24 protein-coding genes are annotated in these 23,553 nt (G+C 68.3%); 13 read left to right on the top strand and 11 right to left on the bottom strand.

Features of this window, described 5'->3' with window-relative positions; genetic code table 11:
* The first annotated feature begins 125 nt into the window (after positions 1-125).
* From ACYVDK_RS14310 to ispG, 3 genes are all read left to right on the top strand, one after another.
* Positions 126-1,514 carry a M50 family metallopeptidase gene (locus ACYVDK_RS14310; protein WP_460522884.1) on the top strand — a complete coding sequence of 463 codons (1,389 nt, stop codon included), beginning with the start codon at positions 126-128 and terminating at the stop codon, positions 1,512-1,514.
* A 57-nt stretch (positions 1,515-1,571) separates the two neighbouring features.
* Positions 1,572-1,775 carry a hypothetical protein gene (locus ACYVDK_RS14305; RefSeq protein ID WP_460522882.1) on the top strand — a complete coding sequence of 68 codons (204 nt, stop codon included), beginning with the start codon at positions 1,572-1,574 and terminating at the stop codon, positions 1,773-1,775.
* A gap of 102 nt (positions 1,776-1,877) precedes the next feature.
* On the top strand, positions 1,878-3,011 hold the full coding sequence (gene ispG / locus ACYVDK_RS14300) for a flavodoxin/ferredoxin-dependent (E)-4-hydroxy-3-methylbut-2-enyl-diphosphate synthase (RefSeq protein ID WP_460522907.1): 1,134 nt from the start codon (positions 1,878-1,880) through the stop codon (positions 3,009-3,011).
* A gap of 102 nt (positions 3,012-3,113) precedes the next feature.
* Here ispG and ACYVDK_RS14295 read toward each other — a convergent pair whose 3' ends face one another.
* The 4 genes from ACYVDK_RS14295 to ACYVDK_RS14280 all read right to left on the bottom strand — a co-directional run bounded on the left by ACYVDK_RS14295 (position 3,114) and on the right by ACYVDK_RS14280 (position 5,914).
* Positions 3,114-3,491, bottom strand: coding sequence for a type II toxin-antitoxin system death-on-curing family toxin (locus tag ACYVDK_RS14295; protein ID WP_460522880.1), 378 nt, complete (start codon positions 3,489-3,491; stop codon positions 3,114-3,116).
* The gene (locus ACYVDK_RS14290; protein WP_460522878.1) at positions 3,488-3,697 is read right to left on the bottom strand and encodes a ribbon-helix-helix protein, CopG family; all 210 of its coding nucleotides are present in this window, start codon (positions 3,695-3,697) and stop codon (positions 3,488-3,490) included. Before ACYVDK_RS14290 ends, ACYVDK_RS14295 begins: the two co-directional genes overlap by 4 nt.
* Positions 3,698-3,785: 88 nt before the next feature.
* A complete protein-coding gene (locus tag ACYVDK_RS14285; RefSeq protein ID WP_460522876.1) occupies positions 3,786-4,430 on the bottom strand; it encodes a pyroglutamyl-peptidase I in 645 nt (214 codons plus the stop codon).
* The gene (locus ACYVDK_RS14280; protein WP_460522874.1) at positions 4,427-5,914 is read right to left on the bottom strand and encodes a ribonuclease catalytic domain-containing protein; all 1,488 of its coding nucleotides are present in this window, start codon (positions 5,912-5,914) and stop codon (positions 4,427-4,429) included. Before ACYVDK_RS14280 ends, ACYVDK_RS14285 begins: the two co-directional genes overlap by 4 nt.
* 23 nt (positions 5,915-5,937) lie before the next feature.
* Here ACYVDK_RS14280 and ACYVDK_RS14275 point away from each other — a divergent pair, with 23 nt between their 5' ends.
* Together ACYVDK_RS14275 and ACYVDK_RS14270 are read left to right on the top strand one after the other, a co-directional pair.
* Positions 5,938-7,713, top strand: coding sequence for a proline--tRNA ligase (locus ACYVDK_RS14275; RefSeq protein WP_460522872.1), 1,776 nt, complete (start codon positions 5,938-5,940; stop codon positions 7,711-7,713).
* Positions 7,714-7,717: 4 nt separating this feature from the next.
* A complete protein-coding gene (locus ACYVDK_RS14270) occupies positions 7,718-8,761 on the top strand; it encodes an LOG family protein (protein WP_460522870.1) in 1,044 nt (347 codons plus the stop codon).
* Positions 8,762-8,803: 42 nt separating this feature from the next.
* Here ACYVDK_RS14270 and ACYVDK_RS14265 read toward each other — a convergent pair whose 3' ends face one another.
* Complete coding sequence (locus ACYVDK_RS14265) at positions 8,804-9,460, bottom strand: response regulator (RefSeq protein ID WP_460522868.1); 657 nt, start codon at positions 9,458-9,460, stop codon at positions 8,804-8,806.
* Entirely contained in the window at positions 9,448-11,373 is a 1,926-nt protein-coding gene (locus ACYVDK_RS14260; RefSeq protein WP_460522866.1) for a sensor histidine kinase, read from the bottom strand. The genes ACYVDK_RS14265 and ACYVDK_RS14260 overlap by 13 nt, the downstream gene beginning before the upstream one ends.
* 149 nt (positions 11,374-11,522) lie before the next feature.
* On the opposite strand from ACYVDK_RS14260, the gene ACYVDK_RS14255 reads away from it, so the two are divergent.
* The 5 genes from ACYVDK_RS14255 to rbfA all read left to right on the top strand — a co-directional run bounded on the left by ACYVDK_RS14255 (position 11,523) and on the right by rbfA (position 17,359).
* Positions 11,523-12,251: a hypothetical protein gene (locus tag ACYVDK_RS14255; protein ID WP_460522864.1), complete on the top strand. Its 729-nt coding sequence runs from the start codon at positions 11,523-11,525 to the stop codon at positions 12,249-12,251.
* 211 nt (positions 12,252-12,462) lie between these two features.
* Positions 12,463-13,467, top strand: coding sequence for a transcription termination/antitermination protein NusA (gene nusA / locus ACYVDK_RS14250; protein ID WP_460522862.1), 1,005 nt, complete (start codon positions 12,463-12,465; stop codon positions 13,465-13,467).
* A 77-nt stretch (positions 13,468-13,544) separates the two neighbouring features.
* On the top strand, positions 13,545-13,901 hold the full coding sequence (locus ACYVDK_RS14245; protein ID WP_460522860.1) for a YlxR family protein: 357 nt from the start codon (positions 13,545-13,547) through the stop codon (positions 13,899-13,901).
* An 84-nt stretch (positions 13,902-13,985) separates the two neighbouring features.
* Positions 13,986-16,763: a translation initiation factor IF-2 gene (infB, locus tag ACYVDK_RS14240; RefSeq protein ID WP_460522858.1), complete on the top strand. Its 2,778-nt coding sequence runs from the start codon at positions 13,986-13,988 to the stop codon at positions 16,761-16,763.
* A gap of 158 nt (positions 16,764-16,921) precedes the next feature.
* Complete coding sequence (rbfA, locus tag ACYVDK_RS14235; protein WP_460522856.1) at positions 16,922-17,359, top strand: 30S ribosome-binding factor RbfA; 438 nt, start codon at positions 16,922-16,924, stop codon at positions 17,357-17,359.
* Between the two features lie 143 nt (positions 17,360-17,502).
* Here rbfA and ACYVDK_RS14230 read toward each other — a convergent pair whose 3' ends face one another.
* Positions 17,503-18,447, bottom strand: a complete 945-nt coding sequence (locus ACYVDK_RS14230; protein WP_460522854.1) for a J domain-containing protein — start codon at positions 18,445-18,447, stop codon at positions 17,503-17,505.
* Between the two features lie 25 nt (positions 18,448-18,472).
* Positions 18,473-19,540 carry a helix-turn-helix domain-containing protein gene (locus ACYVDK_RS14225; protein ID WP_460522852.1) on the bottom strand — a complete coding sequence of 356 codons (1,068 nt, stop codon included), beginning with the start codon at positions 19,538-19,540 and terminating at the stop codon, positions 18,473-18,475.
* 86 nt (positions 19,541-19,626) lie between these two features.
* Between ACYVDK_RS14225 and ACYVDK_RS14220 the strand changes: the two genes are divergently transcribed.
* Positions 19,627-19,854, top strand: coding sequence for a hypothetical protein (locus ACYVDK_RS14220; protein ID WP_460522850.1), 228 nt, complete (start codon positions 19,627-19,629; stop codon positions 19,852-19,854).
* 6 nt (positions 19,855-19,860) lie between these two features.
* Positions 19,861-20,850, top strand: a complete 990-nt coding sequence (locus ACYVDK_RS14215) for a DMT family transporter (protein WP_460522848.1) — start codon at positions 19,861-19,863, stop codon at positions 20,848-20,850.
* A 22-nt stretch (positions 20,851-20,872) separates the two neighbouring features.
* On the opposite strand, the gene ACYVDK_RS14210 is transcribed toward ACYVDK_RS14215, so the two are convergent.
* From ACYVDK_RS14210 to arr, 3 genes are all read right to left on the bottom strand, one after another.
* Complete coding sequence (locus ACYVDK_RS14210; RefSeq protein ID WP_460522905.1) at positions 20,873-21,757, bottom strand: HhH-GPD family protein; 885 nt, start codon at positions 21,755-21,757, stop codon at positions 20,873-20,875.
* A gap of 73 nt (positions 21,758-21,830) precedes the next feature.
* Positions 21,831-22,190: a hypothetical protein gene (locus ACYVDK_RS14205; protein WP_460522847.1), complete on the bottom strand. Its 360-nt coding sequence runs from the start codon at positions 22,188-22,190 to the stop codon at positions 21,831-21,833.
* 13 nt (positions 22,191-22,203) lie between these two features.
* Positions 22,204-22,626, bottom strand: coding sequence for an NAD(+)--rifampin ADP-ribosyltransferase (arr, locus tag ACYVDK_RS14200; RefSeq protein WP_460522845.1), 423 nt, complete (start codon positions 22,624-22,626; stop codon positions 22,204-22,206).
* A gap of 235 nt (positions 22,627-22,861) precedes the next feature.
* Between arr and ACYVDK_RS14195 the strand changes: the two genes are divergently transcribed.
* On the top strand, positions 22,862-23,548 hold the full coding sequence (locus tag ACYVDK_RS14195) for a nucleoside/nucleotide kinase family protein (RefSeq protein ID WP_460522843.1): 687 nt from the start codon (positions 22,862-22,864) through the stop codon (positions 23,546-23,548).
* The last annotated feature ends 5 nt before the right edge of the window (positions 23,549-23,553 follow it).

Raw genomic sequence — 23,553 nt, 5'->3', positions numbered from 1 at the left:
CTAACGTGGCGCGGCTATGCGTTTCGTGAGGAGTCGCAGGGAGGTCACGGCGAAGCGTGAATGGGAGTGCCTGGACGGGCATCCTCGCGGTCGTCGCCCAGGACCGCGTGGATACCATTTCATACATGACGTCCGTGCTGCCCTTCCTCGTCGGCGTGCTGATCTTCGTGGTCGGCCTCGCCGTCTCGATCGCGCTGCACGAGCTCGGACACCTCACGGCCGCCAAGGCGTTCGGCGTCAAAGTCACGCAGTACATGATCGGCTTCGGCAAGACCGTGTTCTCGTTCCGGAGGGGCGAGACCGAGTACGGCGTCAAGATGCTTCCGCTCGGCGGCTACATCGCGATGATCGGGATGTTCCCGCCGAAGCATCCGGGAGAAGCGCCGCGGGATGCATCCACCGGCTTCTACAACTCCCTTGTGCTCACCGACGGTGCCATCGGCGCTCCGGCCGAGGAGCGCGCGCAGCAGCGCCGGAGCGTGCTCGGCACCATGGCCGAGGAGGCCAGGCAGGCGAGCGCCGAGACCATCCCGCAGGGCGAGGAGCACCGCGCCTTCTACCTGCTTCACCCGTTCAAGCGCATCATCGTGATGCTGGCCGGCCCGTTCATGAATCTCGTGATCGCTTGCGTGCTCATCGTGATCATGCTGTGCGGCATCGGGGTGCCAGGCCCCAGTACCACTCTGCAGACCGTTTCAGAGTGTCTGAAGCCTGCATCCTCAACGTCCACGACGTGCTCGGCGTCCGATCCCTCATCGCCTGCGGCAGCTGCCGGTCTGAAACCCGGGGACCGGATCGTATCGGTCGGCGGTACGGCGATCACCGGCTGGGACCAGTTGGCGTCGAAGATCCAGAACTCGGCGGGACGCACGATGCCCGTCGTCGTCGAGCGCGGCGGCAAGGAGATGACCCTTCAGGTCACGCCGAAGAAGACGCAGGATGTGATCACCGATCAGAAGACGGGTCGCGCGGTCACCAAGGATGTGGGCATGGTCGGCATCGTGCCGACGAATGTGTTCCAGCCGCAGTCGTTCGGCACCGCGCTTTCGGCCACGGGCCAGCAGCTGGGTCAGGTCGCCGGAGTGTTCGTGAACCTGCCTGAGCGCATGGTGGGCATCTGGAATGCGGCGTTCGGTTCCGGCGAACGGTCGGCATCCAGTCCCGTTGGCATCATCGGCGTCGGGCGCATGGCCGGCGAGATAGCGGACAGCTCCTCGTACGCGTTCCTGTCGAAGATCCAGCTCATGCTGAGCCTGCTCGCCTCGCTCAATCTCGCGCTGTTCGTCTTCAACATGATCCCGTTGCTGCCACTCGACGGCGGGCACATCGCAGGCGCCGTCTGGGAGTGGATCAAGCGCGGCTGGTTCAAGGCCACCCGGCGCGCGAGCGCGCCGAAGCCGGTCGACATGGCCAGGCTCATGCCGCTCACCTACGCGGTCATCGTCGTGCTCGGCGCCATGAGTCTGCTGCTCGCCTACGCCGACATCGTCAAGCCGGTCACGTTACCGGGCTGAGATCGCCGCTCGGTGCGTCGTCGTTGACTCCGTGCGACCTGGGGCGACGATGCCCCTGTGGTGCCGACGGCGGTGCCAGAGGGGGCGATTGCGGTGCCGGAAGGGCGGACGACGGCGGAGCTCTCCGGGCGCACGGCCCCGATCACTGGCGGAGCGAGCGGTATCGGGCACGCCCGTGCGCTCGCGTTCGCCTCGGCAGGCACGAACGCGACCATCGCGGATCTCGACGGGGAGGCCGCACAGCGGGTCGCCTACGCCTAGTCTCACCAGTGGCAGGCGGGCCCTCGCTGCCCGGGTCGAACAGCCAGGATGCGATGCGCCCCGCGACCTAGACTGAGGCCCGTGCCAGCAGTGAATCTCGGTATGCCGAAGGTCCCCGAAGTGCTCCACCCGCGCCGCAAGTCGCGGCAGATCCGGGTGGGCAAAGTGCTCGTCGGTGGAGACGCTCCGATCAGCGTGCAGTCGATGTGCACCACACCGACCACGAACATCAACGCGACCCTGCAGCAGATCGCGGAGCTGACGGCATCCGGATGCGACATCGTGCGCGTGGCGGTGCCGAGTCGCGACGACGCGGAGGCGCTGCCGATCATCGCGAAGAAGTCGCAGATCCCGGTGATCGCCGACATCCATTTCCAGCCGAACTACGTGTACGCCGCGATCGACGCCGGTTGCGCGGCCGTGCGCGTCAACCCGGGCAACATCCGCAAGTTCGACGACCAGGTCGGCGAGATCGCACGCCGGGCGAAGGAGGCGGGCGTCTCGCTGCGCATCGGCGTGAACGCGGGGTCGCTGGAGCCGAGCATCCTGCAGAAGTACGGCAAGCCGACGGCCGAGGCGCTCGTCGAGTCCGCGGTGTGGGAGGCGAGCCTGTTCGAGGAGCACGACTTCCACGACTTCAAGATCTCGGTCAAGCACAACGATCCGATCGTGATGGTGAAGGCGTACCGTCTGCTCGCCGAACGCGGCGACTGGCCGCTGCACCTCGGCGTCACGGAGGCCGGGCCGGCGTTCCAGGGCACGATCAAGTCCGCGACCGCGTTCGGCATCCTGCTCGCCGATGGCATCGGCGATACGATCCGGGTCTCGCTCTCCGCGCCCCCCGTCGAGGAGGTAAAGGTCGGACTGCAGATCCTGCAGTCGCTGAACCTGCGAGAGCGCAAGCTCGAGATCGTCTCATGTCCCTCGTGCGGACGCGCCCAGGTGGATGTCTACACACTCGCCGACAGCGTCACCGAAGGGCTGCAGGGAATGAGCGTCCCGCTGCGCGTCGCCGTGATGGGATGCGTCGTGAACGGCCCCGGCGAGGCGCGCGAGGCGGACCTCGGCGTGGCCTCCGGCAACGGCAAGGGCCAGATCTTCGTCAAGGGCGAGGTCATCAAGACCGTGCCGGAGTCGGAGATCGTCGAAACGCTGATCGCCGAGGCGAACCGCATCGCCGAGGAGATGGGTGCGGCGGCCCCCGTCGGCGAACCGTCGGTCACGGTCGGCCACTGACCGCTTATCGCCGGCTGAGGTTGGACCCCCGACGCCGGCTCCGTCGCGTCGCGAAGCGACGGACGGCCGTGCGTTAGGGAACGAAACCCGCGTTCCCCCACATCACCGTCCGGCCAGATGGGCCTCGATCTCGGCCGCGATGTCTTCGACGGCATCGAGCTCTCCCGATGCCACGTGCTTGGTGAAGACGAATGCCTCCTCGTTCGTCATCGTGAGACGGTGGCCGTTCATCCAGAGGAACGAGTGCATCGCGCTCAGGGCGAGCCGTTTGTTCCCGTCGACGAGGGCATGATTCTTCGCGATCGAGTGCATCAGCGCTGCGGCCTTGAGGGAGATCGTCGGATAGAGCTCGTCGCCGAAGTAGCTCGCGGCGGGCCTCGACAGCGCGGACCCCAAGAGGCCGAGGTCGCGCACGGGAGGCTCACCCGCCAGAATGATCGCCGCCACATGCAGCAGATCGTCGAGGTCGAGGTAGATCATTCCTCGTCGCCCAACCGCCGCAACGCCTCACCGTAGTGTTCCACGGTGGCCTCTATCGCCCGGTCGAGCAGTTCGCGTTTGCTCGTGGTCTCGATGTACTGGCGTACCGCATCGCGCGCCACCTCCTGCATCGAACGACCTTCTCGCAGGGCGCGCGCTCGCAAAGCGTCGGTCTCGTCATCGGTGAGTCGCAGTGTCATGGCCATGACCATATGGTATCGCTTGTGATACCATTTGTGCCGGGTGCTTGCCTGTGGAGCGATCGTCGCCGCTGCAGGCTGGGGACGGGCAGTCCTAGTGCAGCGCGCCGCCCACCGCGTCGATGTCCCGCTCGGTGTCGATCGTGGTGCGGATCGCGATCTCGAAGGCTTGCGCCAGTTGCTCCAGCGAAAGCTCCGGCTCGCTGTTCGGCGCCTGACCGGTCGCCCACGGCACATGGATGAACCCGGCTCGGCGAGCCGAACGCCGCGCCCATTCCGCCGCGTGCACGAGCACGTGGTTGCACACGAACGATCCGGCCGTGAGCGAGAGCTCGACCGGAATGCCTGCGACCGCGACATCCCGCATGATCGCCTTGACCGGCAGCGACGCGAACACGGCTGCGCCGGCGCCCGGCAGCGACGGCAGGTCGACCGGTTGCTGGCCGTCGCTGTCGGGGATGCGGGCATCCATCAGGTTCACGCCGACGCGTTCCACCGAGACTCGCGAGCGGCCGCCGGCGAGACCGGTGGCGAGCACGACGTCGGGGTCGTGTTCGTCGATCAGCTCGTGCAGCCGCTGTGCGGAGCCGGCGAACGTGACCGGCAGTACGTCGGTCACGAGTCGAACACCGGTTCCACGGCCCGCCCACCGCGAGGCGACCAGCCGAACGGCATCGCCCGAAGGGTTGACGGCATCTGACCCGAACGGCTCGAAGCCGGTCAGCAGAACCGTCGTCATGACGCCGCCCTCTGGTGCGCAGCAGGATGCATTTCGGTTTCGGGCGCCCGCGCGGCCTCGTCGACGGGCACCAGCTGCACGCTGCCGGTCGCGATGTCCGCCCCCTGCAGCAGCACCTCGATCGTCGTCCCGGCCGGCACAGCGCCGGAGACCCGGCACGATGCCGTCACGATCGGGTCGTTCAGCTGAAGTCGTGCTCGTCCCTCGTACACCTCGAGCACCCACGCGGTGAAGCGCTCGCCGACCCGGTCGCGCAGCATCGCAGCCTCCACCCGGTTGATCGATCCGGACGACAGGCGGGATGCGTGCTCCGTCGACGACCGCATGAGCCCGGGAACCGAGGCGAGGCTCTCGCGCACCCAGTCCGGAACAGGCCGCCCCGTGAACGAGCACTCGCAGACGAGGAGGCCCCAGCGGTCCACGAGCCGGCGCAGCGGTGCCGTGACGTGTGCGTACGGGGATGCGACGGCCGCCTGCACACTTTCCGCGGGCGGTGTTCCGTCGAACGCGACATAACCCGCACCGCGGAACAGGGAGGCCGCCGCCTGCAGAACGGCGAGCGTCTGCGGATCATCCCGGTCGAGGCTGCGCAGATAGTCGCCGTATGTCGCGCTCGAAAGCCACGGCAACCTGAGCGCGACCGTCCTGAGCCGGAACGTGGCGCCGGCGGCGGCATCCGCCGCGGGCATCGTGCGCAGGATGCCCACCCCCGCTTCCAGCATCATCCGCGCCGCAGCCATGCCGGTCAGCAGCGACAACTGGGCGTTCCAGTCCTCGAGCGGCAGCGGGCGGCGACGCTCCACCCGGTACGCTCCAGAGGCATCCCGCACGATCTCCTCGTCGGGGAGATTGAGGCTCGCGCCGCCGCGCAGGCGTTCCTGCTCGAGGCGCGCCCTGCCGACCTCGGGAAGCAGTGCGGCTGGCGAATCAGGATCGTGCGCATCGAGCGCTGCCTGCGTCGAGACGTAGTCGAGCTGCACGCGCGAGCGCACCAGGGCGCGCTCCACCCGGTGCGACGTCTCCGCTCCTGCGTCGTCGAGGTCGAACGTCCACACGTAGGCCGGCCGGTCTTCACCGGGGAGCAGGGACGCCTTCTGCTCGCCGATGACCGGGGGATGCAACGGCACGGCGCCGTCCGCGGCGTACAGGGTCTGCCCACGTCTGCGCGCTTCGGCATCCACTGCGCCGCCTGGCGCGACGAAGCCCGGTACGTCGGCGATCGCGTACCGCACGCGCCACCCCGATCCGGCCCGCTCGAGGTGGAAGGCCTGGTCGAGATCCCTCGAACCAGCCGGGTCGAGGGTGGCGAACGGGACGTCGCGAAGGTCGAGTGTGGGCGGCGTCGGCTTCGCGGCATCCGCCTCGGCCATCACGTCAGGCGGAAAACCCTGCGGCACGTCGAGCTTCACGCGTAACGCAGCCAGCGACTCGGCCAGCTCGCTCTGAGCCGTGGAGGGCGTCAGGCGGGCGCGGCGGAGGGGCACGAGAGCAACCCTAGACTTGAGCCGTGGTCACCCGTCTGTCGAACTTCTTCCTCCGCACGCTCCGCGAAGACCCCGCCGATGCCGAGGTCGCGAGCCACAAGCTGCTCGTGCGCGCCGGCTACATCCGGCGTCAGGCCTCCGGCATCTTCGCCTGGCTGCCGCTCGGGCTCCGGGTGAAGGCGAAGATCGAGCGGATCATCCGCGATGAGATGACGGTCGCCGGAGCGCAGGAGGTGCACTTCCCCGCGCTCATGCCGCGCGAGGCATATGAGGCCACCGGGCGCTGGGAGGAGTACGGCGACCTGCTGTTCCGTCTGCAAGACCGCAAGGGCGGCGACTACCTGCTCGCTCCGACGCACGAGGAGGCGTTCACGCTGCTCGTGAAAGACCTCTACTCGTCGTACAAAGACCTGCCGTTCACGATCTACCAGATCCAGGACAAGTACCGAGACGAGGCCCGCCCCCGCGCCGGCCTGCTGCGCGGCCGCGAGTTCACCATGAAGGATGCCTACTCCTTCGACTACACGGATGCCGGCCTCGACGCCTCGTACGAGGCGCAACGGGCAGCGTACGAGCGCATCTTCACCCGGCTCGGACTGTCGTATGTGATCGTGCAGGCCGATGCCGGTGCGATGGGCGGGTCCCGGAGCGAGGAGTTCCTGCACCCCACACCCGTCGGCGAGGACACCTTCGTTCAGTCGCAGGGCGGATACGCGGCGAACGTCGAGGCGTTCACAACGCTCGCGCCCGCGATGCGCTCGTACGAGAAGCTCACCCCGCAAGAGGTCGTGGACACCCCGAACACGCCTACCATCTCATCGCTCGTCGCCATCGCGAATGAGAAGCACCCCCGGCCGGACGGCCGGGCATGGACGGCGGCCGACACGCTGAAGAACGTGGTGCTGGCGCTCGACCACCTCGACGGAACCCGCGAGGTCGTGGTCGTCGGCCTGCCGGGCAACCGCGAGGTCGACATGAAACGTGCCGAGGTCGCCTTCGCGCCCGCCGAGGTGGAACCCGCGACGGAGGCGGACTTCGCGAGGCATCCGGGTCTCGTGAAGGGCTACATCGGTCCGTGGTCGCCGGAGGGGCCGGTGCTGGGCGAGAAGTCGCGAACCGGGATCCGCTACTTCGTCGACCCGCGTGTGGTCGACGGCACAGGCTGGGTCACCGGCGCGAACCTTCAGGGCAAGCACGTCCTCGGCCTCGTGGCGGGCCGCGACTTCTCCTGGGACGGCACCGTGGAGGTCGCCGAGGTGCTGCCGGGCGACCCCGCACCCGATGGCTCCGGGCCGGTTGAACTGGCCCGCGGCATGGAGATCGGGCACGTGTTCCAGCTCGGCCGCAAGTACGCAGACGCGCTCGGGCTCAGGGTGCTCGACGAGAGCGGCAAGCTCGTCACCGTCACGATGGGGTCGTACGGCATCGGCGTCACACGCATTCTGGCGATCATCGCCGAGGAGAACAACGACGACAAGGGGCTGATCTGGCCCGAGTCGGTCGCACCGTTCGACGTGCACGTCGTGGCCACAGGCAAGGACGCGGCCGTGTACGAGATCGCCGAGGGCGTCGTCGCCTCCCTCGAGGCATCCGGGCTCGACGTGCTCTACGACGACCGGCCCAAGGTGTCTCCCGGTGTGAAGTTCGGCGACGCCGAACTGATCGGCGTGCCGCGCATCGTGATCGTGGGCCGCGATGCCGCTGACGGCATCGTCGAGGTGTGGGATCGCCGAAGCGGAGATCGGAGCAAGGTCGCCGTTGCCGACGTCGCGGCAACGCTCGCCGGGAACGCCGCCTGAGCCCATGCCGGACACTGCCTTCGACGCGCTCCCGCCGGCCATCGCGGACGAGCTGCGAGCGGCGGCCTCTGCTGCAGGAATCGAGGAGGATGCAGACCTCGTCGTGCGCATCCTGGCGACCGGCGTCGGGCTCGGCATGGACGAGCCGGGTCGTCTCGACCTGAAGATCGCCTCGGCCTCGCTGGAGGAGATGCGCGCGGCGTTCCGCCTGTTCGCGCCCTACGTCGACGTGCCCAAGGTGACGATCTTCGGATCAGCCCGCACCCGCCAGCAGGATGCGCTCTACCGCCAGACGACGGAGGTCGCGGCTGCGCTCGCCGAACGCGGATGGATGGCCGTGACCGGCGCCGGCCCCGGCATCATGCAGGCGGCAGTCGAGGGTGCGGGGCCGGGCCGATCCATCGGCGTATCGATCCGACTGCCGTTCGAGGAGCATCCTGAGACGGCCGTGCAGGACGAGCCGAACGTCGTGACGATGAAATACTTCTTCACCCGCAAGCTCATGCTGGTGAAGGAGTCTCGCGGGTTCATCTGCCTGCCCGGTGGGTTCGGCACCCTTGACGAGATGTTCGAACTGCTGACGCTGCAGCAGACCGGCAAGGCCGAGCCGGTGCCGATCGTGCTGCTCGACGCCCCTGGCGGCACATTCTGGGCGGGCCTGAGGCGGTTCGTCGACGAGCAGTTGATTCCCACCGGCGTCATCTCGCCGGACGACTTCGACCGCGTGCTGGTCACCGATTCGGTGGATGCCGCGGTCGGGGAGATCACCGGATTCTGGCGCAACTACGACTCGCTGCGATGGGTAGGGCGTCGGCTCGTGCTACGGCTCAAGACGGAGCCGACGGATGCCCAGATCGCCTTCCTCAACGAGCGGTTCGGCGAGCTCGCCGCAGACGGCGGCATCGTACGCACGGCCCCGCTGCGGGCCGAGCGGGCCGACGACGACCGTCTCGACCTGCCGCGGCTGGTGCTGCGACTGGACCAGCACCGCGTCGGCGACCTGTTCCGGCTGATCCGCGCACTGAACGCCCTCCCCTCGGCCCTCTGACACCGCCGTGAGACGGCGGGCTGCCCGCCGGCACGCGTGTTCCTACCGCGCGCCGGGTCGGACGGCCCGCGCCTCGAGATACGCGAGGATGGCGCGCACCCGGCGGTTGCCGTCAGGAGAGTCCTCGAGCGGGAGCTTGGCGAAGACCGAGCCGATGTGCGTCTCAACGGTGCGCTCGGAGAGGAACAGTCGAGCGCCGATCGCCGCGTTCGACCAGCCTTCGGCCATGAGTCTCAGCACGTCGAGCTCGCGGGGGGTCAGCGCATCGAGCACGGATGCCGCGCGTGCAATCCCGAGCAGCCGCGTCACGACATCCGGATCCATGGCGGTGCCGCCTCCGGCGACCCGTTCCAGAGAGAGCAGGAACTCGTCGACGTCGAGCACGCGGTCTTTCAATAGATAGCCGATCGAGCCGGAAGCGACGAGCTCGACGGTGCGTCGGGTCTCGATGTGCTGCGAGAGCAGCATCACCGGCGTAGGCGGATCCGACTCCCGGATCTGGAGCGCCGCGACGATCCCCTCGTCGTCGTGGGGCATGCGGATGTCGAGCACCGCGACATCCGGTCGATGTGCACGCACCTGGGCGACGGCGTCCGGTCCGGTCGCGGCGCGCCCGACGACATCATGGCCCGCCGACTGCAGCAGTGCCACCATCCCCTCGCGGAACAATGCGGAGTCCTCACCGATCACGACCCGCACGGCATACTCGCCTCCACGATCGTTCCCCTCCCCGCCGCCGACCGTACGACGAGTCGGCCGCCGAGCGCGGCGACACGGTCGGAGAGGCCGGCCAGACCGCCCGTGGTGCGTGGCGCGGCTCCGCCCCAGCCGTCGTCCGACACGCGCACCAGCAGTTCGTCTTTCTCGTGCAGCACGAGCACTCGGATGCGAGAGGCCTCGGCGTGCCGCAGCGCGTTTGCGACCGCCTCGTTCACCACGAAGTACGCGGTGGTGGCGACGGCGTCCGGCAGCTCCCTGGCACGCACGTCGAGCTCGATTCTCTGCGGCGAATGCCGTTCCAGCTCGGCCAGGGCCGCGGCAAGCCCGTCGTCGAGCGCGCTCGGCCGCACACCGTGTGCGAGCTGCCGCAGCTCGGCCACGGCGGTGCCGAGCTGTGCGACGGCGTGGTCTAGGGATGCCGCGATCGGATCGTCCCGGCCGGCGCCGCGTTGCAGCACTCGCAGCTGCATTCCGAGCGCGACGAGTCGCTGCTGCGCGCCGTCGTGCAGGTCGCGCTCCAGTCGGCGGCGCTCTTCATACCCGGCATGGAGCATCCGTTCCCTGGATGCCTCCACCTCGGCGGCCGCGGCGGCCAGTTCCGACCGCAGCCGCACCGCGTCGAGCAGCGGGGCCGTCGCACGGGCGATCGCTGCAGCCGGCCGCTTGGCACGTGTGTCAGACGGCACGATGGCTCCGATCTCCTCGCCTCGGTGACGTACCGGCGTGAACGACATGACGCACCCCAGCTGCAGGCCGTCGAGTCCGACGAGAGCCCGGTCGGCGAATCGCCGGTAGGCGACGACGAGGCCCGGGTCGCGAAGGCTCTCACGCAGCACCGGCTGAACTTCTTCTGGCCGTTCCATGCCGGCATCGACACGTGCACACAGCCGCCGCAGCTGCGCAACGCTACGCGCCCGCTCCGGGTACAGCACGCGGTCGAAACCTCGCCGCGCGAACGGGAAGGCGACCACGCAGGCGATTGCCGTCGACGACGACGCCACCGCCACTGCGACGGCCGGCCACTCGTCCATGCTCATCCCCGCAGCTGCGCTGACGACGCTGAGTCCGAGAAGCGCGACGGCGACCAGCACCAATGCGGTGACGGCCGAGACTGTGGCTCGATCCACGTCGAACAACTGCGGCCGGGTCAGGGCGATCGTCGCGCCCGCCGGGATGCCGAGGAACATGACGAGCAGGCCGATGCCGACGAGGTCGGGAGCGCCGAACGCCAAGTAGCTCGCCCAGCACAGCAGCAGCGTGAGCGGAAGGGACAGACCGGCCACGAGCACCCAGCGCAGCCGGATCCGGTCCAGTTCTCCGGCGCGGCGATAGCGCACGAACGGTGCGAGCGCGCACGTGACGAGCAGCGCGAAGAACAGCGCGAGCAGCACGAACCCGACGACGGTCAGCTCGTTCGACTCGGGAGCTACCGTCGACTGCACCGCGTTGCCGACGATGAATGCTCCGACGACGCCGCAGAGCACGCAGGCGACCGCTCGCCAGAGACCGGATGCCGGCTGCCCGGCAGGCACGACGAGCAGCACCAGCGCAAGCGGCAGGTACAGGAGCATCCAGCCGCCCTCGAACATGCTGAGAGCGTCGCCACGCACGCAGTTGGTGAGTACCAGGATCAGCGCGAGCGAGGCGAGCAGCGGTCCGGTGACGTCGCCCGGCGCTCCCTTCGCGACGATGAACGCGAGAACCAGCTGCAGCCCGGCGATGGTGAGCACCGCAGCCACCTGGACCGGCGGCTCCAGCCACTGGCCGGCGCAGGCGACCAGCAGCGCCACCGACACAAGGCTTGCGGCGCCCAGGAGCGCCACGGTGACCGTCGTCCACGGCACGCGCATCCGCTCCCGCTGCGTTGCGGGCATTCCTGCCGCCTGCCCCATGACAGAACCATAGGGCGGGCGGGCGAGGATCGGCATCCGTGCCAGCACGCAGGCACTTCAGGGGCTGGTACCGATCCGCCCGGGCGCACAGCCCGGCGACAGTGGTGGGCGAACGGATGCATCGGCATCCGAAGATCAAGGAGGTTGCTATGACCGTGGTGTCCGCGCGCCCTGAGACGCATGTCGGTGTCGATCCGACCATCGGCTTCCGACGAGTGGCCGGTGCCGTCATGTTGCCTCTCGCGTTCGCCTGCCAATTGGTCTGCAACGTGACGTATGCGGTGGCAGCCGATGGCAACGCCGGAGACGGGGGGACCGGTGAGCAGTCGCTCGAGTTCTACGCCTCGCACGCGTCGTCGATGGTGCTCGCCACGGTGTTCGCGCTGGTCGGATGCCTGCTGGCCGTCCCCGGCATCCTCGCTGCGCTTCGCATCTTGCGGCCATCGAAGCCCAGGCTGGGGCTGTGGGCCGCCGTGCTCATGATCGCCGGGTACGTCGCGTACTTCGGCCTCAGCATGACGAACTTCGACTCTCTCGCACTGGCCCGATCCGACCTGCCGAGAGCGGCCGCAGGTGCCGTGCTCGACGCCGCGCAGGGGAGCCCGGCCGCGATGCCCGTGTTCATCGTGTTCGTGGCGGGCAACCTGGTAGGAACCCTGCTGTTGGGCCTCGCCGTCGTGCTCGGCGGCCGACGCTGCGGTGTGCCGTGGTGGGCCGGTCTGCTCGTGATCGCGTGGACCGTCGGACATGTGATCAACATCGTCGGCGGCGGAGAGTGGTTCGCGGTGGCCGGAGGAGCCCTCGAGGTCGTCGGCCTCGCCTTCCTGGCTGCGGCGGTACTGCGCACATCCGACACCGAGTGGTCGCTTCGCGGTTGATCCGGATGGGTTGGGCGGCCCGCGCTGCGAATTCCTCCGCACGGGCCGCCTGAAGCGTGCCGCGCGGCGCCGTGGCCTGTACCTGCCGCAATGCTTTCCCGTATGCTGAATCGTTGATCTTGTGGTGATCGCCGCGCTACCGTGCGCCTTCCGCAACGATCGATCCGTGGCCAAGTGAACACATCCTCGAACTGAATAAAGGGGGCCGAAGGTGGACATCGACCTCAGCGTCTTGCGCCTGATGGAACGCGAGCGGGAGATCCCGTTCGACGAACTCGTGGAGATCATCGAGCAGGCGATTCTGACCGCATATCTGAAGCACACCGATCAGGCGTCTCACCGGCACAGCCAGGGACACAGCGAGGCGTCCCCCGCGGCCCGAGTCCACCTGGACCGCAAGACGGGCCACGTCACCGTCTACGTTCCCGAGTTCGATGACGACGGCAACGTGGTCGGAGAGTCCGAAGACAGCCCGAGCGACTTCGGCCGCATCGCGGCGTTCGCGGCGAAGCAGGTGATCAATCAGCGACTTCGTGACATTCAGGATGACGCGGTGCTGGGCGAGTTCAAGGGTCGCGAGGGAGACGTGGTCGCCGGCGTCATCCAGCAGGGTCCGAACCCGCGGATGATCCACGTCGACCTGGGAACGGTCGAGGCGATCCTGCCACCCGAGGAGCAGGTGCCAGGGGAGGAGTACTCGCACGGGTCGCGCATCCGCGTCTACGTGACCAGTGTGTCCAAGGGCCTCAAGGGGCCCTCGATCATCGTCTCGCGCACCCACCCGGCGCTCGTGCGCAAGCTGTTCGCTCTCGAAGTGCCCGAGATCGCGCATGGCGTCGTCGAGATCATGTCGCTCGCCCGCGAGGCCGGGCATCGCACGAAGATCGCGGTTCGTGCGAACCAACCGGGCGTGAACGCGAAGGGTGCGTGCATCGGCGAGCTGGGGCAGCGGGTGCGTGCCGTCACAGCCGAGCTGAACAACGAGAAGATCGACATCGTCGACTACTCGCCCGACCTGGCGACCTTCGTGGCCAGTGCACTGTCGCCTGCGAAGGTGACGAAGGCGTTCGTCGTCGACGAGTCGCTGAAGGCCGTTCGAGCGCTCGTGCCGGACTACCAGTTGTCGCTCGCGATCGGCAAGGAGGGCCAGAATGCCCGCCTGGCGGCCAAACTCACTGGTGCGAAGATCGACATTCAGCCGGACACGGCTGCGTAGCGTCTCGGTCCACCCGGACACGGCCGCAGTGCTACCGCAGGCGAAAGGCGGCCGCACCACCCCACCGCGCCGCCGACATGACAGATCGCGCGCTCCGGCCGAGAACATGCCGAACTGGGATGGTTCCGGCCGGATGTCATGTTGAACGACGATGGGTCGGTCCGAGCCGTACTGGTCTAGGGGGTAGAATAGTGGCCGTGAGAACGTGCGTCGGATGCCGTTCTCGCGCTTCCCGATCCTCTCTTCTGAGGGTTGTCGCCCGGAATTCGCAGCTTGTGGTGGACGAGTCCGCCCGGATGCCCGGCAGGGGCGCGTGGCTGCATCCGACTTCCGAGTGTCTCGAGAAAGCGGTCAGGCGGCGCGCCTTCGGGCGTGCGCTTCGGGTCGAAGAGCCTCTGGACACCCGGCCACTAGAGAACAGGCTGAACGGCTAATGGACAACTGATGAGCGGCTCGAAATGAGACCCGTCCACCACTAAGGCTTGCCCCTGCTCGGGCAAGCCCCGAACAGGAGAATTGTGGCTGCAAAACCACGCGTACACGAGATCGCGAGCGAGCTCGGCGTCGACAGCAAGGTCGCACTTGCGAAGCTCAAGGAACTCGGCGAGTTCGTCAAGGGACCGTCATCGAGCATCGAGCCCCCGGTCGCCCGCAAACTGAGGGCGGCGCTGGAGGCGGACGGCGCTCAGTCGTCGACGCCTGCGCCGTCGAAGCCGGTCGCGACCCCCGCATCCGAGCAGGCGGGTACGCCGGCGACCGTTCCGGCCGGTGCCACGGCGCCCAAGCCAGGCGCGCCGAAGCCCGCACCGGCCCAGCAGGCCGATGCGAAGCCCGTCGATGCGAAACCGGTCGAGGGGCAGCCCATCGACACGAAGCCCGCCGACCAGAAGCCCGCCGACGCGAAGCCCGCCGACGCGAAGACCGCGGAAGCGTCGCCCGCGTCGAAGCCGGGCGACGCATCCTCGACCCGACCGGGTGCACCCCGACCGGGTGGTCCTCGACCTGGCAACAACCCGTTCGCCAGCTCGCAGGGTATGGGTCACCGTCCCGCGGGCACGCCTCGCCCCGGCAACAACCCGTTCGCGAGTTCGCAGGGCATGGGTCAGCGGCCCACGCCGGGCAATATCCCCCGCCCGCAGGCACCGCGCCCCGGTTCGCCTCGCCCTGGTGGGCCGCGTCCGGCAGGTGCAGGTCGCCCTGGTGGTGCTCGTCCCGGTGGTGGCGGCGGTCGCCCCGGCGGCTTCCAGCGTCCTGGCGGCGCCGGTGCTGGAGCCGGAGCCGGCGGAATCAATCGTCCGGGTGGCGGCTTCGGCGGCCCGCGTCCGGCAGGTGGTGGCGGTCGTGGACGTGGTCCTGGCGGCGGCACCGCCGGCGCGTTCGGTCGTGGCGGCGGCAAGAGCAAGTCGCGCAAGTCGAAGCGGACGAAGAGGGCCGAATTCGAGATGCGGGAGGCCCCGTCGCTCGGCGGCGTGAGCGTTCCTCGCGGAGACGGCAACACCGTCATCCGCTTGCGTCGCGGCTCCTCCATCAGCGACTTCGCCGACAAGATCGACGCCAGCCCCGGCAACCTCGTGACCGTGCTGTTCCACCTCGGTGAGATGGCCACCGCCACGGAGTCGCTCGACGAGGCGACCTTCGAGGTGCTCGGTGCCGAGCTGGGCTACAAGATCCAGGTCGTCTCGCCCGAGGACGAAGACAAGGAGCTTCTCGAGGGCTTCGACATCGACCTCGAGGCCGAACTCGACGAGGAATCCGACGAAGACCTGGCGGCACGGCCGCCGGTGGTCACCGTCATGGGCCATGTCGACCACGGTAAGACGAGACTGCTCGACGCCATCCGCAACACCAATGTGGTCGCGGGCGAGGCCGGCGGTATCACGCAGCACATCGGTGCCTACCAGATCACGACGACGCACGAGGCGATCAATCGTCCGATCACCTTCATCGACACCCCGGGTCACGAGGCGTTCACCGCCATGCGTGCTCGCGGTGCACAGGTGACCGATATCGCGATCCTCGTGGTCGCCGCAGACGATGGCATCATGCCGCAGACGATCGAGGCTCTGAACCACGCCCAAGCGGCCGACGTGCCGATCGTCGTGGCCGTGAACAAGATCGACAAGCCGGATGCAAACCCCGCCAAGGTGCGGCAGCAGCTCACCGAGTTCGGTCTGGTCGCCGAGGAGTACGGCGGCGACACCATGTTCGTGGATGTCTCCGCCCGCGAGAACGTCGGCATCACCGATCTGCTCGACGCCGTGCTGCTCACCGCAGACGCCGGACTCGACCTGCGCGCCAACCCCGATAAGGATGCCCGTGGCGTGGCCATCGAGGCCAAGCTCGACAAGGGTCGCGGCGCAGTGGCGACCGTGCTCATCCAGTCCGGAACGCTCCGCGTCGGCGACTCGATCGTCGCCGGCACGGCGTACGGACGCGTGCGTGCCATGCAGGACGAGAACGGCGACCCGGTGGATGAAGCCCTGCCGTCGCGTCCCGTGCAGGTGCAAGGTCTGTCCACCGTTCCGCGTGCCGGTGACACGTTCATCGTCACGGAGGAGGACCGCACGGCCCGTCAGATCGCTGAGAAGCGTGAGGCGGCCGAGCGCAACGCCCAGCTGGCGAAGGCGCGCAAGCGCATCAGCCTCGAGGACTTCACGCGAGCCCTGGAAGAAGGCAAGGTCGAGTCCCTCAACCTCATCATCAAGGGCGACGTCTCCGGTGCCGTCGAGGCACTGGAGGAGTCCCTGATGAAGATCGAGGTGGACGAGAGCGTGCAGCTGCGCATCTTGCACCGCGGCGTCGGAGCTGTCACCGAGAGCGACATCGACCTGGCCACGATCGACAACGCGATCGTCATCGGGTTCAACGTGCGCCCCGACGTCAAGGCCCGCGAGCGCGCGGCCCGCGAAGGCATCGACGTGCGCTTCTACTCGGTCATCTACAACGCCATCGACGACATCGAGAACTCGCTCAAGGGCATGCTCAAGCCCGAGTTCGAAGAGGTGCAGTCGGGCATGGCGGAGATCCGCGAGGTGTTCCGCTCGTCGAAGTTCGGCAACATCGCCGGTGTCTACGTGCGAAGCGGAACCATCACCCGCAACGCCAAGGCCCGCGTCATCCGAGACGGCGTCGTGGTGGGGGACAACCTCGCGATCGAGTCGCTGCGTCGCTTCAAAGACGACGTCACCGAGGTGCGCACGGACTTCGAGGCCGGCATCGGCCTCGGCAAGTTCAACGACATTCAGGTCGGCGACGAGATCGAGACGATCGAAATGCGCGAAAAGCCGCGCGCGTAGCACGCAAAGTGCGGGGGCCGGTTCTGGCCCCCGCACTTTTCGCGCCGAGCCCGTCTCGGACTCGGTCAGGCAAAAAACAGGGCGCGAAGCGCTCAATCCCGCGCGGCGTCGCCGGCCTGCTCGGGCCGGTCGGTGACCGCACGGGGAGAGAGGTAGAGATGGCCGACGAAGCACGGGCCAGAAAACTCGCGGACCGCATCAAGGAGATCGTCGCCAAGAGGCTCGACAAGGGTCTGCGCGACCCGAGGCTCGGGTTTGTGACGATCACGGATGTGCGCGTCACCGGCGACCTCCAGCACGCCAGCATCTTCTACACGGTGTACGGAACCGAGCAGGAACGCACGGATACCGCAGCCGCCTTGAAGTCGGCGACCGGCATGCTGCGCACCGAGGTGGGCAGGAACATCCAGGTGCGCCTCACGCCGTCTCTGGAATTCATCGCCGATGCGATACCGGAGAACGCCGCCCACATCGAGGATCTGCTCCGAGCGGCGCAGGAGCGCGATGCGGAGGTCGCCGGGTTGGCGGCATCCGCGCACTATGCAGGCGACGAGGACCCGTACGTGAAGCCGCGCGAGAACGACGAGGACGAATAGCGCCGGCAGTCGCCGTCGGCGCTGCTCCGTCCACACTCGATGTGCGGCCCCAGCCGTAGCGGGCACTCGGTCGGGCGCCGTCAGCGTTCCCAGGAGAACCCGACGAAGCGGTTCGGCTTCACCTCGCGCTCTGATTCGCCGCGTCAGACGAACCGAACGCCCTGCTGCAGCCGGGTGCGCAACTCGAAGAGCGTAGTGCCGTCCGGTCGCGGCGTGTCGGCCACGCCGGTGCGCAGCAGGTGCAGGAGCACCGACGACTGCGCGGCGACCAGCGTGATGCCGCGTGAGCGGCCGGCCACGGTCACGGACTGCTCGAGGTCGGCATCCGGCAGTGTCACGACGGCGATCGTGAACTTCACGCCCGCTGCCCTGCCCAGGGTGCGGGCGCGTCCGGCGAGTTCGTGCAGCGGCTGCCTCTGAAAACCGGATGCCCCGCCCTCCGGTACGAGATCCCCTCGTCGAACGACGGCCTGCACGGCCCAGTCCTCCGACTGCACGGCGAACAGCCCTGTCGGTCCGAGCACGACGTGGTCGATCTTCTCTACCCGGCGCTCCGCCGCCGCGGACCGCCCGGTGGCGTCCACATCGTGCCACACGGTGTAACCGATGCCGAGTGTCGAGAGCGAGCGGGCCGCGTTCTCCTCGGCGATCGCATCCGCGAGTGCGTGACGTATCTCACGGGGTGCAGAGCGCACGAGCGCCGGGTCGTACGGGTCGGCGATCGGCTCGCCCAGTCCGACCCACTCGCGCATCATCGTGAGGAAGCGCTCGCGCGAGAATCCGCCGGGATGCCCGTAAGTCCGCGTCTGCGGGCGGGATTGCTGTCGCGGCGTCCGCGGCGGACTCGGAGCCCACGTGTGCGGAGCCTCGCGCGCTCCGTTGCCTCGGTCGTACGCGGCCCGAGCCTCCGGCGTGCCGATCACGGCCCACGCGTGCTGCACGGCGACGAAGAGGGCATCCGATCCGCCGGTGTCGGGATGCGCCTGACGCAGCATCCGCCGATAGGCGAGGCGCAACTCGTCTTGGCTGACCGAAACGGGCACGCCGAGTACCTCGTAGGGCGAAGCGGAGAGTGGGCTGTCAGGCATCGAACACCCAGGTTAGGGGTTCCGATCAGGCAAGTGCTGAGACGCGCTCGGGCGCGGGCTGAACGAACTCAGAGTCGCGCTCGGGCGCGGGCTGAGCGAACTCAGAGTCGCGCGAAGCGTGCACGTCCATGGCGTCGTCGCACGCGAACGACCGGCGGTAGGCGCTCGGAGCGACTCCCACCTCTCGGGTGAAGTGGTGGCGGAACAGCGTCGCGCTGCCGAAACCGCAAGACGCCGCTATCTCGTCGATGGACGCATCCGTCGCCTCCAGCAGCAGGCGCGCGTGCAGCACCCGTTGTGCCGTGAGCCACTGCATCGGCGTGATGCCGGTCTCGGCGACGAACCGGCGTGCGAACGTGCGCGTCGACATGTGGGCGAGCCTCGCGAGTGAGGCCACAGAGTGCTGCTGGGCGAGGTTGGCGTTCATGAACGCGAGTGCGTCGACGAGCGCGTCGCACTCGGCCTCCGGCACCGGTCGGCTGATGTACTGCCGCTGGCCGCCGTCGCGCTGCGGCGGCACCACCATGTTTCGCGCGATCACCGTCGCGGCGGCGCTGCCCAGTTCGCGCCGCACCAGGTGCAGGCTCGCATCGATGCCTGCCGCAGTGCCCGCACTCGTGATGATGTCGCCGTCATCGACGAAGAGCACGTCGGGGTCGACCCGTGCGCTCGGATGCCTGCGCTGCAGCTCGTCTGCGTACCTCCAGTGAGTCGTGCACGGGCGTCCGTCGAGCAGGCCGGCCGCACCGAGCACGAACGCGCCGGAGCATGCGCTGAGCATGATGGCGCCACGAGCGGATGCCCGGCGCAACGCGTCCAGCAACTCGGGCGGGTACTTCTCGTCCGGTCGGATGAGCGCGGCAGGCACGGCGATCACGTCGGCATCTTCCATAGCCGACAGGCCGAGCGGGGGGATGATCGGCACGCCGACCTGGGTTGTGACAGGCCGGCCCGGTTCGATGCCGCACACCCGGAAGTCGAGCCGTGGAACATCGGAGTACACGCTCCGATCGAGACCGAACACCTCGGCGAGAAGGCCGAACTCGAACACCGCCAGGTCGTCGATCACAGGCACTGCCACGCTGCGCAACATGCAGACCAGTGTAATGGCGGCATCTTTATGAAGATAGTCTCTCCGCCATCTGGTGGCAGTATTTGGGTGATCGTAATGTCATGGTCATGACTCAGCACACGGCATCCGTCCCCTCGTTCGGCACGTCCTCTCGCCGCCCGGTGCTGCAGGGCATCGATCACGGGTACGTGGAGAGGCCGGCTCACGGTGCGGGGTTCGCACTCTGGAAGTGGTTCCCGTGGGCGATTCTTCAGCGCGGCGGCTCGGTCACCCGGGATGACGAGCGCGCCTATCGCGACCTGCAGGCGGTCAGCGACCACAGCGACGGGGAGTGATGCGCGGTGACTGCACTGAAGTCGCACGTCACGCTGTGGGCGTTCCTCGCGCTCTCGGTCGTGTGGGGAGCAAGCTTTCTCTTCATCAAGGTGGGGCTCGAGGGTCTCTCGCCCGCTCAGGTCGTGTTGGGGCGCATTCTTCTCGGAGCACTCGCACTTACCGCCATCATGACGGTGACCCGACGTCGGTGGCCGCGGGAACTGCGGGTCTGGGGTCACATGCTCGTCGTCGGGGTGTTCTTCTGTGCAGTGCCGTTCACCCTGTTCGCCTGGGCTGAGCAGTACGTGCCGAGCAGCCTGGCGAGCATCTACAACGCGGCGACGCCGATCATGACGCTTCTGCTCACGCCACTGATTCTGCGTTCCGAGCGCCTGGGCCCGGCGCGTACTGCGGGCCTCGTGATCGGCATCGTCGGCGTCGTCGTGTTGACCGCCCCCTGGCAGTTGCTCGGCTCGAGCGATCTTCGAGCCACGGTTCCGGCGCAGCTCGCGTGCCTCGCGGCGACGGTGAGCTACGGGTTCGCGGGCCTGTACATGCGGCGGTTCGTGAGCGGTCTGCCTTATGACTCGGTGACCCTCTCATCGGTGCAGCTCACGATGGCGAGTGTCGTCGTCGTGCTTGCCGCACCTTTCGTCGCCCGTGGGCCCGTCACGCTGAATGCGCCGGTCGTCGGCAGCATCGTCGCTCTGGGCGTGGTCGGCACGGGCGTCGCGTACGTCTGGTACACGCGGATCATGCGTGAGTGGGGCGCCGCGCGAGCCTCGACCGTCACCTACCTCACCCCCGTCGTCGGGGTGGCTCTCGGTGTGGTCCTGCTCGGTGAGAGCCTGCACTGGTACGAGCCGGTGGGCGGCGCCGTCGTCGTGGCGGGCATCCTGGTGAGTCAGGGCGTTCCATTCGCGCGCTTGATGCGCCATCGGCGTCCGACTCTCCCTCCCGTATCAGGCGCGATCGAGGGAGTCGAGCCGGCTCACTCGCTCGACCGAGCCGACTGAGCCGCTGAGGCACGAGGGCGGGTCACTCCGGCAGCGTGTAGCGGTCGTCGACGACCACCACGAGTCCGTCCGCGACCAGGCCGGCGAGCGCGCGCCCGCGCTGCTCCTCGGGCGGCCAAAGCGCAGCCAGTTCGTCGCCGGCGACCGGATCGTGCGCCGACCGCAGCTCGCGCAGAAGGATGCCACGTGCCTGCCGGTCGCTTCCCTCATACCTCTTCTGCACCGCACGCCTGGCACCGAGGTACGGCGGTCGGCCGGCGGCGCGCCAGGTGCAGACACCCGCTACCGGGCAGGCGCCGCATCTCGGCGAACGGGCGGTGCACACGACGGCACCGAGCTCCATTGCGGCGGCGTTGAACAGGCGGGCCTGCGCCTCGTCGGAGGGCAGCACGGACTCCATGGCGGCCAGGTCGCGCCGCACGTTCGGCGGTGCCGGCTCGCCCTGCCCGTTCAGGCAGCGGGCGAGCACTCGTCGCACGTTCGTGTCGACGACGGGGTGCCGCTTCCCGTACGCGAAGGCCGCGACCGCACGCGCCGTGTAGTCGCCGATTCCGGGCAGCGCCAGCAGTTCGTCGACGTCGCTCGGCACGACGCCGTCGTGCCCCTCGGTGATGGCGACGGCACAGGCGTGCAGCCGAAGCGCCCGACGAGGATATCCGAGCCCCTGCCAGGCCCGAATCGCCTCGGCCGGTGCCGCTGCCGCGAGGTCGGAGGGTGCTGGCCAGCGATCGAGCCACTCTGCCAGCCGTGGGATGACCCGCACGACAGGGGTCTGCTGCAGCATCACCTCGCTGACGAGGATGCCCCAGGCACCGAATCCCTCGCGTCGCCACGGCAGGTCCCTGGCTTCGCGCCGGAACCAGTCGTTCAGCGCACGCGCGAGGTCATCGGCTCCTGCGCGGCCGATGCGATCGGCGGTCGGGACCTCCGATTCGACGTCGTCCGCTGCATCCACCGCTCCAGCGTACGAGTTCGTCTCGTCAGCCGGCGCGAGTGCCGTTGGGCACCGGCTTCTCGGGAATCGCGAGCACGGGCGTGATGCCGTCGGAGTATCCGATGTCGTAGAGCATGCCTTCGGAGAGCTCGCCCGCAATGCGGCGAGGTTCCAGGTTGACGACGACGAGAGTCTGCCGGCCGATGATCGAGGCGGGGTCCTCTCGTTCCTGCTTCATGCCGACGAGAATGTTCCGCTCATGATCGCCGAGGTCGACGGTGATGCGTACCAGTTTGTCCGACTTCGGGACATCGTCCACGGCTGTGATGGTGCCGACGCGGATGTCGACGCGTTCGAGTTCATCGATCGTGATCGCCGGCTTGATCGGTGAGGCGGGAGTGTTCATTCGAACCGTACTTTCAGTTGATGATCTCGGCGTCCTCGTTCGAGAGAAGCGCAGAGAGCCGCTCACGCCAGGTCTGCAGTTGTTCGGGCGTCAGCCTTGTCCACTCGGTGACCTCGCGGACGATGCGCAGCGGCGAAGCGCTGCGGTACGACCGTGTCGGGTTGCCGGGGAACTTCTTGTCGGTCACGTTCGGGTCGTTCTCGAACGCTCCGGCGGGCTCGACGAGGTACACGTGAGGGGTCGGGTCGCCTTCTGCGAGTTCCGCGGCGACCTCCGCCGCGAGACCGGCGCCGTCGACGAGCGCCGTGAAGTAGATGTGGTTCATCACGATGTCAGGGCGGTAGTTCGACGGACGCCCAGGCGTGAGCAGGTCGCCCACCTTCAGATCCGCGACCGTGCCGTGGAAGAACGGACCTTCATCCAGTGGTTTCGACACCCGCACTCCTTCGTCTGGATCACCTCGAATATGCCACCATGGTCGCGGCCGAGCGGTGAGCTGAGCGGTGAGCCGAGCGGCGAGGAGACCATCCTGCCCGAGTCATGGACGTGGCACCGGCGCACCCGCGCGCGCATCCACGCTCGTCGCTGCCGGGCAGTTCGTAGGCGCCATCGGCTCGGCGCTGCGAGCGAGCTCGCAGCGCTCTTGCCTGCGTCGCCTCTAAGCTGTCCGCATGCAGCTGGCGACCACACCGCGCACGGCCTTTCTGCGCGAGCTGAAGGCAGAGATCGCACACAACTATCCCGCCGGACGCATCACCGTCGCCGTCGACGGAGCCGAGGGATCGGGCACCGCCGAGTTCGCGGACGACCTCGCCGCCGTCTACCGCGAGGCGGGAACAGCAACGGCTCGCGCATCGATGCGCGACTTCCACCTGCCGAGGGACGTACGCCACCTGCACGGCAGGGCGGATGCCGGCGACTACTACGAGCGCTCGTTCGACTACGAAACGCTCCGGCGCGTGCTGATCGACCCGTTCCGTTTGGGCGGATCGACCGGGTTCCAGACGCGCGCGTTCGATGTGCGCCGCAATGCCCCAGTGCTCTCGGAATGGCAGACCGGACCGGCCGACCTGGCTCTCATCATCGACGGCCCCTTCATGGTGCGACCCGAGGTACGGGGTGCCTGGCACTTCTCGGTGCTGCTCGACGTGCCGTTGACCGAGGTGTACTCGCGCCTTGCGACGTCGCAGGGCAGGGATCCCGATCCGGATGCCCCGGCGAACGCTCGGTACGTCGGCGGATGGCGACGGTACGGCACGGAGGTCGAGCCCCAGTACCTGGTCTCGGCGGTGGTGGATCTCAGTAACCCCGAGCATCCGCGCCGTGAGTACCCCGACACCGGATGCGCCTGCTTCTGACTCTG

Source organism: Humibacter antri, assembly GCF_054777235.1.
This window is presented reverse-complemented; position numbering and strand designations above follow the sequence as displayed.

Coding starts and splice junctions, on each gene's coding strand:
- ACYVDK_RS14310 (WP_460522884.1), top strand. CDS start 126: ATGACGTCCGTGCTGCCCTTCCTCGTCGGCGTGCTGATCTTCGTGGTC.
- ispG (WP_460522907.1), top strand. CDS start 1,878: ATGCCGAAGGTCCCCGAAGTGCTCCACCCGCGCCGCAAGTCGCGGCAG.
- ACYVDK_RS14295 (WP_460522880.1), bottom strand. CDS start 3,491: ATGATCTACCTCGACCTCGACGATCTGCTGCATGTGGCGGCGATCATT.
- ACYVDK_RS14290 (WP_460522878.1), bottom strand. CDS start 3,697: ATGGCCATGACACTGCGACTCACCGATGACGAGACCGACGCTTTGCGA.
- ACYVDK_RS14285 (WP_460522876.1), bottom strand. CDS start 4,430: ATGACGACGGTTCTGCTGACCGGCTTCGAGCCGTTCGGGTCAGATGCC.
- ACYVDK_RS14270 (WP_460522870.1), top strand. CDS start 7,718: ATGCCGGACACTGCCTTCGACGCGCTCCCGCCGGCCATCGCGGACGAG.
- ACYVDK_RS14260 (WP_460522866.1), bottom strand. CDS start 11,373: ATGGGGCAGGCGGCAGGAATGCCCGCAACGCAGCGGGAGCGGATGCGC.
- ACYVDK_RS14255 (WP_460522864.1), top strand. CDS start 11,523: ATGACCGTGGTGTCCGCGCGCCCTGAGACGCATGTCGGTGTCGATCCG.
- ACYVDK_RS14245 (WP_460522860.1), top strand. CDS start 13,545: ATGACAGATCGCGCGCTCCGGCCGAGAACATGCCGAACTGGGATGGTT.
- rbfA (WP_460522856.1), top strand. CDS start 16,922: ATGGCCGACGAAGCACGGGCCAGAAAACTCGCGGACCGCATCAAGGAG.
- ACYVDK_RS14230 (WP_460522854.1), bottom strand. CDS start 18,447: ATGCCTGACAGCCCACTCTCCGCTTCGCCCTACGAGGTACTCGGCGTG.
- ACYVDK_RS14225 (WP_460522852.1), bottom strand. CDS start 19,540: ATGTTGCGCAGCGTGGCAGTGCCTGTGATCGACGACCTGGCGGTGTTC.
- ACYVDK_RS14220 (WP_460522850.1), top strand. CDS start 19,627: ATGACTCAGCACACGGCATCCGTCCCCTCGTTCGGCACGTCCTCTCGC.
- ACYVDK_RS14205 (WP_460522847.1), bottom strand. CDS start 22,190: ATGAACACTCCCGCCTCACCGATCAAGCCGGCGATCACGATCGATGAA.
- ACYVDK_RS14195 (WP_460522843.1), top strand. CDS start 22,862: ATGCAGCTGGCGACCACACCGCGCACGGCCTTTCTGCGCGAGCTGAAG.